Source organism: Pedobacter cryoconitis, from assembly GCF_014200595.1.
Taxonomy (GTDB): Bacteria; Bacteroidota; Bacteroidia; order Sphingobacteriales; family Sphingobacteriaceae; genus Pedobacter; species Pedobacter cryoconitis_C.
Genome location: NZ_JACHCG010000002.1, coordinates 715038 through 728515, shown reverse-complemented (window position 1 = coordinate 728515; position 13478 = coordinate 715038). Strand labels below are relative to the sequence as shown.

General features: G+C 37.3%; 13 protein-coding genes. 11 read left to right on the top strand and 2 right to left on the bottom strand.

The annotated features are described in order from the left end of the window. Positions 1-35 precede the first annotated feature (35 nt). Positions 36-1367, bottom strand: a complete 1332-nt coding sequence (locus tag HDE70_RS17120) for a sugar porter family MFS transporter (protein ID WP_183891351.1) — start codon at positions 1365-1367, stop codon at positions 36-38. 336 nt (positions 1368-1703) lie between these two features. Here HDE70_RS17120 and HDE70_RS17115 point away from each other — a divergent pair, with 336 nt between their 5' ends. Beyond that, positions 1704-4481, top strand: a complete 2778-nt coding sequence (locus tag HDE70_RS17115) for a substrate-binding domain-containing protein (protein WP_183891350.1) — start codon at positions 1704-1706, stop codon at positions 4479-4481. A gap of 239 nt (positions 4482-4720) precedes the next feature. Here HDE70_RS17115 and HDE70_RS17110 read toward each other — a convergent pair whose 3' ends face one another. Next, positions 4721-5500: a DNA-formamidopyrimidine glycosylase family protein gene (locus HDE70_RS17110; protein ID WP_183891349.1), complete on the bottom strand. Its 780-nt coding sequence runs from the start codon at positions 5498-5500 to the stop codon at positions 4721-4723. A 201-nt stretch (positions 5501-5701) separates the two neighbouring features. Here HDE70_RS17110 and HDE70_RS17105 point away from each other — a divergent pair, with 201 nt between their 5' ends. The 10 genes from HDE70_RS17105 (at position 5702) to HDE70_RS17060 (ending at position 13477) form a co-directional block, all read left to right on the top strand. Beyond that, on the top strand, positions 5702-6379 hold the full coding sequence (locus HDE70_RS17105; RefSeq protein WP_111636085.1) for a response regulator transcription factor: 678 nt from the start codon (positions 5702-5704) through the stop codon (positions 6377-6379). After that, a complete protein-coding gene (locus tag HDE70_RS17100) occupies positions 6376-7653 on the top strand; it encodes a sensor histidine kinase (protein WP_221302094.1) in 1278 nt (425 codons plus the stop codon). Before HDE70_RS17105 ends, HDE70_RS17100 begins: the two co-directional genes overlap by 4 nt. A gap of 85 nt (positions 7654-7738) precedes the next feature. Further along, positions 7739-8173, top strand: coding sequence for a thioredoxin family protein (locus tag HDE70_RS17095; protein ID WP_183891348.1), 435 nt, complete (start codon positions 7739-7741; stop codon positions 8171-8173). Positions 8174-8181: 8 nt separating this feature from the next. Then, positions 8182-9114 (top strand): FAD:protein FMN transferase, encoded by a 933-nt coding sequence (locus HDE70_RS17090; RefSeq protein WP_260161058.1) that lies wholly within the window; start codon positions 8182-8184, stop codon positions 9112-9114. 1 nt (position 9115) lies between these two features. Next, a complete protein-coding gene (locus HDE70_RS17085; RefSeq protein WP_183891347.1) occupies positions 9116-9346 on the top strand; it encodes a DUF4266 domain-containing protein in 231 nt (76 codons plus the stop codon). A 9-nt stretch (positions 9347-9355) separates the two neighbouring features. Continuing rightward, on the top strand, positions 9356-10576 hold the full coding sequence (locus HDE70_RS17080; protein ID WP_183891346.1) for a DUF3570 domain-containing protein: 1221 nt from the start codon (positions 9356-9358) through the stop codon (positions 10574-10576). Between the two features lie 52 nt (positions 10577-10628). Then, positions 10629-11291, top strand: coding sequence for a cytochrome b/b6 domain-containing protein (locus HDE70_RS17075; protein WP_183891345.1), 663 nt, complete (start codon positions 10629-10631; stop codon positions 11289-11291). Between the two features lies 1 nt (position 11292). Further along, positions 11293-11982 carry a VIT family protein gene (locus tag HDE70_RS17070; protein ID WP_183891344.1) on the top strand — a complete coding sequence of 230 codons (690 nt, stop codon included), beginning with the start codon at positions 11293-11295 and terminating at the stop codon, positions 11980-11982. Positions 11983-12277: 295 nt separating this feature from the next. Then, entirely contained in the window at positions 12278-12712 is a 435-nt protein-coding gene (locus tag HDE70_RS17065) for a response regulator (protein ID WP_183891343.1), read from the top strand. Between the two features lie 15 nt (positions 12713-12727). Next, complete coding sequence (locus tag HDE70_RS17060; RefSeq protein ID WP_183891342.1) at positions 12728-13477, top strand: polysaccharide biosynthesis/export family protein; 750 nt, start codon at positions 12728-12730, stop codon at positions 13475-13477. The last annotated feature ends 1 nt before the right edge of the window (position 13478 follow it).

Below are 13478 nucleotides of genomic sequence, written 5' to 3'. Positions count from 1 at the left end.
GATTTATAATTTGGTTTAATTGTTTGGTTTAGTTGTTAATGCATTACAATTCCAGTTTCTATCTGCTCCAAAGACTGACCCTTTGTTTCAGGCATCATTCTCCAGACAAATATTAACTGTAATACCATCATCGCACAGAAGAAGAAAAAGATATTAGCGCCGCCAAAAGATTCTGCCAGATAAGGAAAGCAGAATGCAATCAACGCTGCCATGACCCAATGCGTAGAGCTTCCCAGAGTCTGTCCTTTTGCGCGTACCTGGTTTGGAAAGATCTCCGAAATGAAGACCCAGATAACGGCACCTTGCGAAAAAGCAAAAAAAGCAATAAAAAGCATCACATATACTGGAATCTGAAAGCCACTGGATTTCGTGCCCAGAAACGTAAATGCAATAAGAGCCAATGAAACAATAAGCCCGACAGACCCAATGAACATTAGTGTTTTTCTGCCCACTTTATCTATGATATTAATAGCCAGAAGTGTAAAGATGAAATTGACCATACCAATACCTACCGTGGAAAGAAGCGAAGAATGCGCACCCAGACCGGCCATTTCAAATATTCTTGGCGCATAGTAAATAATGGCATTAATGCCCGAAACCTGGTTGAAAAAGGCAAACAATACGGCGAGGATAACTGGTTTATTATACTTACCGGAAAAAAGCCCATCTGATGATTTATTTTGCTGCATGTCTAAACCGGATTTCTGGATTGAAGCGAGCTCTTCCTTACAGTTCAGCGGGTTGATAATCCTGAGAATCTCCAGCGCCCTTTCTGTAGCCCCTCTTTTAAGGATTAACCAGCGGGGACTTTCCGGAATAAAATAAATCAACACCAAAAATACAATTGAAGGGAACGCCTGCACACCAAGCATCCATCTCCACGATGCTTCTCCTCCCTGGCTTAAAAGATAGTTTGAAAGATAAGAGATCAGGATTCCAAGTACGACATTGAACTGGAACAAGCCTACCAGTCTGCCTCTGCGGTCTGCGGGAGAAACTTCCGATATATATATGGGTGCAGTAACTGAAGAGATCCCTACTCCCAATCCTCCCAGAAACCTAAATGCCAAAAACACATGCCAGTTATCTGCTAAGGCAGTTCCCAGCGAAGAAAGCAGATAAGCTGCCGCAACAAAGTATAAAGTATTTTTTCTCCCAAAATGATCTGAAGGTTTCGAACCAATCAGAGAACCAATAACAGTTCCTATAAGTGCAATAGAGATAGTAAGACCGTGGGCAAAAGCAGAAAGATTCCAGAATTGCTGAATTGATTTCTCTGCACCAGAAATCACAGCAGTATCAAATCCGAACAGAAAGCCACCAAGGGCTACGACCATGGACCAAGCCAGGACGGAATGTTTTTTCATAAAGAGTTTATTATTGGTTGTGGAGTGTAAGTTGCCTAAAACCACAGGTCATTAACATCAAATTTGTTTCAAAAACATACAAATTATCAACAACAATCAAAATGCTGATATTCAAATATTTAACAACTCATTAGTGTTAAATAAAATTCATACTTATGTTTTTGAAACATTGATTTTATACTTTTGATACATCACCCTCTAATTGTTCTCCTGTGTCACCGCCACTTATCTTCTACAGCACTTCTATTTTTTCTATCTTTAATAGAAATTGTTAAAAGCAGGATCTAACCAAATAAATTTTGCTCAGGTAAATCCAGTTCATATCAACTGATAACTATGGTTCAAAAACATCTCTTGCTTACCAGAATATTTATTTTAGTATTACTCAGTACCCTCCTTTTATCTTGTGGAAAACAGAAAAAGAAAGATGCTCAATATGTCATCGCATTTTCTCAATGTGTAGGCTCTGATCTATGGCGAAGAACCATGCTGGAAGAAATGAAAATGGAGCTTTCACTTCATCCCGATGCTAAATTAATTTACAGGGATGCGAACAATAGCAGTGAAAGGCAAATTTCACAGGTTAAAGAAATGCTTGACAAAGGAATCGACATCCTCATTATCTCTCCGAATGAAGCCAACCCTCTTACACCTATTGTAGAACAGACCTATAATAAAGGTATTCCGGTGATTATCATTGACCGTAAAATATCTTCATCCTCCTATACCGCCTATGTTGGTGCGGATAATTATCAGATCGGTAAGATGGCTGGTCAATATGTGGGTTCTTTACTTGCCGGAAAGGGAAATATTATTGAAATTATGGGGCTTCCCGGATCTTCTCCTGCAATTGAGCGGCAAAAAGGATTTTCAAATGGACTGGAAAGATTCAAAGGGATAAAAATCTCTGCACAAATTTATGGAGACTGGCTAAAGCCCAACTCAGAAAGGCAACTCTTAAAATTTAAAGAAGCACTTACACATACAGCTCTTATTTTTGCTCATAATGACCAAATGGCCTCAGGAGCAAAAGAGGTACTTCATCAACTTCGCTTAACAAAGAAAATTAAAATTATTGGTATAGATGCATTGCCCGGAGCAGGTGGCGGACTTCAGATGATTGAAAGTAAAGTAATTAATGCAAGCATGTTATATCCTACCGGAGGTAAAGAGGCTATTTCAACCGCTTTCAAAATACTGAACAAAACATCTTTTGATAAAGAAAACATACTGCCTTCATTGGTTATTGATTCATCAAATGTTCAACTGATGAAAATGCAGTGGAATAAATTCAGCAGCCAACAGCAGGATATTGAACGCCAACAGACATTATTAGAAGAGCAACGGTCACTTTTTGATAACCAGCAGTTTATTTTAAACATCATAGTGATTGCGCTGGTACTTTCTTTCGTATTTGGTGGTTTAGCTTTCTTCTCTCTTCAGGAAAACAGGAAGATCAACAAAAAACTGGAAGCCAATAACCTGGAAATTTTAAATCAGCGTAACCAACTGATAGAGATGTCAGAAAAAGCAAAAACAGCTACTGAAGCCAAACTCAATTTCTTTACGAATATTTCGCATGAATTCCGTACTCCATTAACATTGATACTTTCGCCTCTGGAAGATCTGATTAAAAATGAAAAAATAAATGCACTGGCAGGACAAAATCTGAAACTGATTCATAAAAATGTATTCAGACTGCTCAGACTCATTAATCAGCTGATCGAATATCGAAAAATAGAACTTGATAAAATGAGCATAAAGGCATCGGCAAACAATCTGGTTGACTTTATCAATGAAATTCTGGAAAGTTTTCAGCACAGCGCAAAAAAAAGAAATATAGATCTCAGGCTTATTTCAACGGAAAAAGACATCGTTGTATGGTTTGATGCAAATATGTTAGACAAGGTCATCTTTAATCTATTATCCAACGCCCTTAAATTTACCACTGCAAATGGAACAATACATTTAACGATCAAGCGTCAGGATCGTTTTATAGCCATAGAAGTTAAAGATAATGGAACCGGAATGGAGCCCGAAGAGGTGAATCATATATTTGAACATTTTTATCAGGCCGAGTCGAATTCTGCAAGAGGCTCCGGATTAGGCCTCTCCTTATCCAAAGAACTAATGAAACTTCACCACGGAGATTTAATGGTAGAAAGTAAAAAATGGTATGGTACAATCTTTACTATCAAATTATTAATGGGTGAAGATCATTTCAGCGCAAAAGAAAAATCCGTTCAACCGTTACTCAAAGAGGAACTTCACGAAAATGCAAGAATTTATACAACAGATTTAGAGGAGCGTAAAGAACAAAAAAACAGTGACGCGCTCAGACCGTTGAAAGAACAATCTATATTGATTATTGAGGACAATTCCGACCTGCTATATTATCTGGGAGATAAATTTGACGATGAATATGAGATATTTATCGCTAACACAGGAGAAAGCGGTATTACTTCGGCATATGAGCAAGTACCAGATCTGATTATCTGTGATGTTGTTCTTCCCGATCTTTCAGGAAGACAAATTTCAGAAAAACTTAAATCCGATGTCCGTACCTCACATATCCCTATAATTCTGTTAACGGCCCAGGATAGCCTGGAACAGCAGATAAATGGTATTGAAAGCATGGCAGACACCTATATTATAAAGCCATTTAATTATAATTATCTCCTGGCTAATGTCAGAAACCTGCTAAAAAACCGATTGTTGTTAAAGTCTCACTATACAAGCGATATCAGTTCAATTGCTAAACAGCCAATTTCCAAAAGTCTGGATAAGAAATTTATCAATGATTTTTCTGGTCTTGTGGAACAAAACCTAAGCAATGAAAACTTCAGCGTTGAGCAGATTAGTAAGACTTTAGGTGTTTCGAGAGTTCAGCTATATAGAAAAATAAAAGCTTTACTAGATTGCAGTGTAAATGATTATATACTGAATAGAAGGTTGAAAAAGGCAAGATACTTATTGACCAATGAAAGATATAGTATAGCAGAAATCACTTATATGGTTGGCTTTTCTTCCCCAAGTTATTTTTCTACAGTCTTTAAATCAAAGTATGGAATGAAGCCAAGTGAATTCAAAAGAAATCAAACAACAAATACATAAAATATGATTCAATGATCTTTAATTTGAAACACAATTTCTGTCAGTTACGTCTGTATTACAGTGATTCTTACAAAGACAAAGTAATCGCCGAAACAGCCATTCAAAAAGTACACTGAATTGGGCTATTGTTAGAGCTGCAGGCTTAGCTCACGCCAAGTCTACTGGACAATATATAGCAGGTATCAAGACCAAAATGTCTTTCAAATTGTTGCCATATACTGAGTGTGTAAGATAAGTCATTACACATATAGTCGCTGTTCATCGGTATAATATGCCTTTGTGCCCGATATAACATTCATTTTAATAACTCCACCAGTTGGGCTCTTCTTTTTGCCTGTATGATGAATCATCAATAAATCAGCATGTGTCTGATTAAATTCTAATGTGTTTATTTTCCTTGTTTGTTTGATGGCATCCAGCAAAACATATTTAGTAGTTTTAAAAAGTCCTTTGACCTTATCCGTAGGAATTTTACTTGCTATTGAAAAAGGAGAAATTCCTGCATACCAAAGAATTTCATCTGCGTATGCCTCCCCCATTCCCCTAATCAGGTTTTGATCCATCAATATATGTTTAACTTGTTCTTCACTATTAGAAAACAGATCAATTAAGTAATTAATAGTCATCGCCTTACTTAATACGTCTGGAACAGCTGTATGAATAGGATTCAAACGAAAAGTGCTTAACTTCCGGGTATCTTTAACAGAAAGAATTGCACCCCCACTAAAATAAAGGCTTAATAATCCAGAACCAGCTTCCTGGTTTTGTTCTATTATCCGAAACTCCGCAGCAGGCGATAAGCTCATTTCTAACTCAGCATGATTCTTGAATTGAAACATCAGGGATAAACCTTCGCGCCATACTTTTTTCAATTCATGTTCCATCAGATTTTCAATTAGCTCTGCTTTAGAAACATTTAAGCATTTTTCATACCGAAGATCGATCTTTTGCAAAACCCTATTCTTAAATCTCTTTTCGAAGATTTCGGCACAACTCTCTAAATAAGGTAGTTCAAACATAATTTTCTCAGGAACTTGATGCTATTTATTTTAAAGATACAATGACTTCAGGCCTTCTCTTCTATCTACAGACAATTCAGCTTTGATCTAAATCAATTTTAGACAAGTTCCTCGAGAAGTGCATTTACTATTTAATTAATCCAGATTTATTGATTCATGCCAACTTCAAAAAGTCTTCAGATTTTAACATTATATTTAATAATGAAATTTCTAATAGTTGAGGATGAAGAAAGCCTGAGAAACAGTATTAATCAATATCTGACAGTTGAGGGAAACATTTGTGATCATGCCTCGACCTATGAACAAGGTTACCAAAAGCTATCCATTTATGATTATGATTGCATTTTACTGGATTTAACTTTGCCTGATGGAGAAGGCCTTCAACTATTAAAATATCTAAAAAAAATAAATAAAGCAGACGGTGTACTGATTATTTCTGCACGCAATTCTTTAGATCAGAAAATTGAAGGATTAAGTCTGGGTGCTGATGATTACCTGATCAAACCCTTCCATTTGTCTGAGCTTTACGCCAGGGTACAATCCATAGTAAGACGCCGGCATTTCAATGGAAATAGTATATTTCATTTCAATGAAATAGAAATTGATACTACTGCTAAAGAAACGAAAGTAAACGGAAAACCTGTATACCTGACCAGAAAAGAATTTGAACTCCTATTGTATTTTGTAGTCAACAAAAATAAAGTAATCTCCAAAGCCGCAGCAGTAGTTCACATTTGGGGCGATGATGCTGATATGGCCGATAGTTTCGATTTCATTTATACCCATATTAAAAATGTGAGAAAAAAACTAACAGATTCAGGCTGCAAAGACTATTTTCATTCGGTTTATGGAGTAGGTTATAAATTTACCGATTCATGAAATTATTCAGCAGCTATAACAGGATCTTAGCTATCATCACGTTTACAGGCCTGATTATTATAGGGTTTCTCTTTTATAAAACGCTCGGACAATATATCAATAAACAGATTGATGATCATCTTTACGAAGAGGTTCTTGAAGTACAGGACTTTGCACATGTTAAAAACATTCTCCCTTCCCCGGATGGTTTTGATGACGTTATTGTTGACTACAAGAAAATACACGGACTATCGGATAAAAATAGATTTTTTGCAGATACAACATTCTACAATCCTAAGAAGAAACACGACGAATCAGCAAGGTATCTGAAAACAGAATTAATATTAAACGGACAGCCCTACGAAGTGATCATCATGGCTTCTAAATTTGAGTGGCAAGAACAGATTAAAAGTATTATTCTTATTATTTTATTACCAGTAATTGTTTTGTTATTGATTTTATGGCTGGTCAACAGAATTCTGATTAAAAGAATGTGGCAGCCATTCCGCCAATTGTTAATCAATATCAAAGCATTCAACATTAATCAGGAGAAAGTATTTGAGCCGGTTCAAACCAATATTGAAGAATTCAGAGAACTGAATAATACCGTTCTTGAAGTATCGCTAAAAGTAAAATCAGATTACAAAGAAATTAAGCTGTTTACTGAAAACGCATCCCATGAAATGATGACACCCCTTGCAGTCATCAACTCCAAACTTGATACTATGCTACAATCCAATACACTTGATAAAGAAGAGAGTGAAATTCTGGACGATCTGTATAAAGCTACCTCAAAATTAACGAAGTTGAATCAATCACTCCTGCTGCTGGTTAAAATCGACAATAATCAACTTCAGGATAAAGAAGAAATCGATCTTAAAGCATTAGTTAATGAGAAGATCAGCTATTTCCAGGAACTTATTCAAAAAAGAGAGCTGCAAGTTAAAACAAATATCAGCCCATTCTCTGTTTTTGCAAACCGTTCTTTAATAGAGATATTAATCAATAATCTTTTCAGCAATGCCATAAGACACAATAACGATGGTGGCTCAATTTTGATTACCATAACGAATGACAACCTTATCTTTTCAAACACCAGCTCACATACCGCACTTCATCCTCAAAAGATTTTTGAAAGATTCTATAAAGACAATGCTTCAGATGGTACAGGTCTGGGTCTCGCCATCCTGAAACAAGTCTGTTTAAAACAAAATTATGTACTGAGTTACAGTTATGAGAAGGAATATCACCAATTCATCATCAATTTTAAAAGCTCCGATAATAAAATCAGATGACAATGCTTTAACATTTTTTAACAGACAACTTCACAATGTCTTCAGAATTGGCCTTGATATTAGATGAAATATTAAGGACAGACAGATGAAACTATTACTAATCACACTATTATCAATTCTTCCTGGTTCATTAAGCTGGATGAGCAATTTTACCCAGGCACAGCAGCGGGCTAAAAGCACTCATCAACAAATTCTTATAAATTTCTCAGGGTCAGATTGGTGTGGCCCCTGCATCCGTTTAAGAAAAGAAATCCTCGAATCAGAGGTTTTTGAAACTTATGCTAAAGCTCATTTAGTATTGTTACGTGCAGATTTCCCACGCCAAAAGAAAAACCAGCTGTCTGCTGAACAGATTAAACTCAATGAAGCATTGGCAGAAAAATATAACCCTGATGGTAAATTCCCTTACACCCTGCTCGTAGATGAAAATGGGGAAGTTTTAAAATCATGGGACGGCTACCCCAATGAAACTCCTGAAAAATTTGTTCAGGAAATCACAAGCATTGAATCTGGTAAATAAATAATAAAATGGAGAACGCAACTTACAATCGGGTATTAAAACTCATGGGTAACCGCTTTGAGTTTACGGTAATTGCGGATCATGAAACTGCCGGCGAAAAAGCAATTGATGCAGCTATAGCAGAGGTTAGCAGGATCGAAGAATTACTAAGTACATTCAAAGAGACCAGCCAAACCAGCCTTATCAATCAATATGCAGGTATAATGCCCGTTAAAGTTGATCCAGAAGTGATTGAGCTCATTCAGCGTGCAGTAAAAATATCAGACATTACCCAGGGTGCCTTCGACATTAGCTATGGCTCCATCGATAAAAGCCTTTGGAACTTTGATATCAATATGACCTCACTGCCAGATTTTGAAACAGCACGTCAATCGGTCAGCCTGATCAACTACCAGAATGTAATTATAGATCCTGAAAATTCTACGGTCATGCTCAAACAACAAGGCATGCGGATCGGATTTGGTGGCATAGGAAAGGGTTATGCAGCCGACAGGGCCAAACAGGTATTGCAGCGTATAGGAATCGAACACGGAATAGTAAATGCAGCAGGTGATCTGATTACCTGGGGTAATCAATCAGCAGGCAAGCCCTGGACAATAGGCATCGCCGATCCCGATCAAAGCAGTCGCCCTTTTTCTGCGCTAAACATTAGCAATATGGCTATTGCAACATCTGGCGATTATGAAAAGTATGCCACTATAAACGGCCGCAGGTACTCCCATACGATTGATCCTAAGACCGGTTTGCCGGTTAGTGGAATTAAAAGTGTAAGTATCATTTGTCCAAGCGCTGAACTAGCCGATGCACTCGCTACACCTGTAATCGTAATGGGTGTGCAAATAGGCCTTGATTTGATTAATCAGTTAAAACATGTGGCCTGTATCATTATAGATGACCAGGATCAGCTGTATACTTCGAAAAATATTAATGTAAAACAATGATATGAAAAAGTCCATTCCAATAGCAGTACTACTCGGCTCTGCCATCTTTGCACTTAGCCTGCTGAGCGCATGCGCAACAGTAAAACCGTATCAGAAAAACAAGCTCAATGACTCCGAAATGGCTTTATCCTCTCGAACGGCGCAGAAATTTGAACAGAGTTTCCAGTTATACCGTGAAGGTGGTTCTGGTGCCAATGGTGGCAAAAGCGGTGGTGGTTGTGGTTGTAACTAAATAAAAATCATGAGAAAGATTTATCTGCATGTACTGCTGTTGTTCCTCGGTGTTTTAGGTGCCCATGGACAAATTAAGAATAAACCCGCTGCTGCCGACAGCAGTAATTATCAAAGCAGGAAACTTAAATTAGACGAAATCAACCTGGTCTCGGCATACTACCACCAAAACGGTAATAATTCAGCCGTTACAGGTGGTATTGGAACTGAAAAACTGACAGATTTCGCTAATACGATCGATTTACAAATGTCTAAATTCAATAAAGCAGGCAAGAAAAATACCTTTTTGTTTGAACTGGGCGTAGATCATTATACTTCTGCTTCTTCTGATAAAATTGATCCAAGTACGATCTCTTCAGCATCCATGGCTGATACCCGTATTTATCCATCTTTAAACTGGACACAAAGCAATGAAAAAACCGGAAATGCTTTTGGTTTTACAGGTTCTTTCTCCAAGGAATATGATTACCAGTCACTAGGTGCAGGATTTAACCTGACACGCTTGTCGAAAGATAAAAATACCCAGTTTGATTTTAAACTACAGGCATTTTTAGATACATGGAAAGTCATTTTACCTATTGAACTGCGGCCTGCAACAAGTGGCGGCAACGGTCGTGAATCGAGAAGTGAAGGCTCTAGCCCAAGAAATTCATTCAGCACCTCTTTTTCTATTTCACAGGTTATCAATCCAAAACTTCAGGCACTGCTCATTATTGAGCCTGCTTATCAAAAGGGCTTGCTAGCCACCAAGTACCAACGTGATTATTTTACAGATGGTTCTTTAAGAGCAGAAACGCTACCCGATAAAAGATATAAATTACCTATTGCCGCAAGGTTAAATTACTTTGCCACTGACCAGGTAATTATACGGACTTATTACCGTTACTTTATGGATAACTGGGGCATCAGGGCACATACCGCAGAAATAGAAGTTCCAGTGAAACTCACTTCATTTATCTCCTTAAGTCCATTTTACCGCTATAATCAACAAACAGGAACCCGATATTTTGCACCCTATGGCCAACATGATCCTTCTGCTACCTATTTTACCAGTGACTATGATCTGTCGACCCTGAACAGTGATTTTTATGGGGCTGGAATCCGGCTTGCACCACCACATGGTGTATTTGGCTGGCAGCATCTCAATATGCTGGAACTTAGATACGGACATTATAGCAGATCTACAGGACTGGTTTCCGATATTATTACTTTAAATTTAAAAGTAAAATAAAAACGCATTGCATCTGGAACATGAAATCCAGATGCATTAAAACGCAATCAACATGGCTATCATTGAACCATTGAGGAACGACATTGATCATCCTGCTAAATTGAAAAAGCATAGCAGATCTATTAGACTATGGCATTGGCTAAATCTACTGGTCATTACCGGATCACTACTCACAGTGCTGTTAAATTCAACTTTGTTTGATGTAAAAAGTAATACCAACTTTATACTACAGCAATCCGGTACCTCAATAACTGCTCAACAAGCTAAAAATATAGCTAATGGAATGGAAGATCAGATTTGGAATATCCATATTTACTTTGGTTATGTACTTGCTGCATTATTCTTGTTCAGGCTGCTCTCTGTATTTTCTCTGTCTGGAAGGCAAGGTTTTTTCGGTAACTTAAAAAGTGCTTATCAGGCTTACCGCAAACATAGTAAAGAATCTCATGCAGCCTTACACGAGTTTACGGTTAAATGCTTGTACCTCATTTTCTATTTATTACTTGCCATCATGGTCTTAACAGGTTTATCTATGGCATTCGATCAGGAATTAAGTATCAGTAAAACTACAAGTCACAGCATTAAAGGATTTCATGGTTTTTGTATGTATTTAATATTGATCTTTATCTTGGTACATATCGTTGGTGTACTACTGGCAGAACGAAAACAAAGCAAGGGTATAGTATCTGACATGATTAACGGAGGAAAAGCATAATATGGAACTTGAAGAACATTACACCAATAGAAGCGGTTGGTTAAGAGCCGCCGTTTTAGGCGCAAATGACGGTATTCTTTCTACAACCAGTCTGGCCATTGGTATTGCAGCAGCAAGTACCACAAGAGAACCAATTGTATTGGCTGCCTTAGCAGGACTGGTTGCCGGAGCCTTATCTATGGCTGCCGGAGAATACGTTTCTGTGAGTTCACAATCGGACATTGAAGTTGCCGATCTGGAAAGAGAAAAAGGAGAATTGGAAAAGATACCCGAAATTGAACTGAAGGAGCTAGCCAAACTTTACCAGCAAAGAGGACTGGAAGAAAACCTGGCGTTACAGGTTGCTAAACAGCTCACTGCACATGACGCTTTAGGTGCACATGCGAAGGATGAACTGGGCATCAATGAGATTACCCAGGCAAAACCAATGCAAGCTGCTTTAGCTTCGGCAGGCTCATTTATCACAGGCGGCATGCTTCCGATGTTGGTATCCATTTTCGCACCACTTCACCTGATGGTCATTTGTCAATATAGTTTCTCGATCGTATTTTTAGCCATTTCTGCAATTGTAGCGGCTAAAGCTGGTGGGTCAGCTATAGATAAAGCTGTTATCCGGATTTGTTTCTGGGGAACAGCAGCCATGCTAATGACTGCTGCTGTAGGCTATATCTTCGGTGTTAAAACGACATAGTTTTTACCCAATAGCGCCGCCATTTAAAATAAACGAAATAAAAATACCTCAATTTTTAAAATAATTTTATTATATTTAAGAATAACCTCTTAAATTTTAATAAAATGATTAATCCTCTTTCTCCTCCTCCTCTTTAGGTCTCCCTGGTTCATTCAGAGATTATGTTTTCCGGAATTTGGAATTCAACATCCATGATTTGGAATTTCAATTATCAAAAACAGCTCCTGAATCAAAATGAGCGCGTTCTTTAGCTTTGGCATAGGTTTAGAATACAGCTCAGCAAAACCTAAACATCATGGAAGCAAGTCAAAAATTCAAAATATTCCTGATAGACGACGATATCTTTTGTCTGAACCTCTATAAGATATATCTGGAAAACGAAAATTATCAAGACATTACGATTTTTGAAAGTGAAACAACGTGTCTTAATCGTTTAACTGAAAACCCAGATGTCATCTTTCTGGATTATGGATTAAACAACTTAAGTGGCATCGAGGTACTCAAAAAAATAAAACGGTTTAACCCCGACATTTTTGTCGTTTTCTTATCCGGGCAGGCAAATATAGCAACCGCTGTAAATGCCCTGAAATTTGGTGCCTTTGATTATATCGTAAAGGGTCCTGATGAATTAACACAGATCATTAAAGTCCTGAGCAAGATTAAAGAAATACAAGAAGCTATGAAACAGAAAGCTCCTGGTCTTATTCGTAAAATATTTTCATTATTCTAACTAATTGTAAAATTTATGAAAACGTCAGTCCCTTGTGTAATTATAGTATTAGCAATGCTATTGTTATCATCCTGCACAACTCAGAATTTAATGTCTGTAACCAAAAAAAAATCACAAGTAACAGATAGTATTTTTGCCTTCAATCCTAATTATGAATATAGACTTGAGAAAGATGACAAGATAAATATTAGTATATGGGATCATGATGACCTTAGTGTTGGATCAATTTATGGGATTTACAATTCTAACGAAGTGTACGGAAAATGGCTGATGTTAAACGCAGAAGGTACCGTAACCGTTCCAAAATTAGGCGAAGTGAATTTACTAGGCTTAACAATTCCGCAGGCAAAAGAAAAACTAACTAAAGAATTTAAAAAGTGGATTGTCAATCCTATAATTGAAATAAAGGTTTTGAATAAAGAAGTTTCCATATTGGGAGAGCTTAAAACCCCAGGTAAATACTTACTGGAAAAAAGCAACAATACGTTAATCGATATCATTAGCCGCGCAGGAGATTTCGACTTTTATGCAAATAAAAAGGAAATTCAGATCATCAGGATAGTCAACAATAAACCTGTAACACATATTTCGGATCTTACAAAGATGGATAATTACCTCGCCTCAAATATACAATTGCATCCGGGCGATGTAATTTATGTTCCAAGCAGAAAAGGTAAACATTGGGACAAAAGAGTTGGCTCTACGATTGTCCCTCTCGCCTCAGCAATTAGCTCAATAGTCTTGATTTGGGGGATTTTAAAATAAA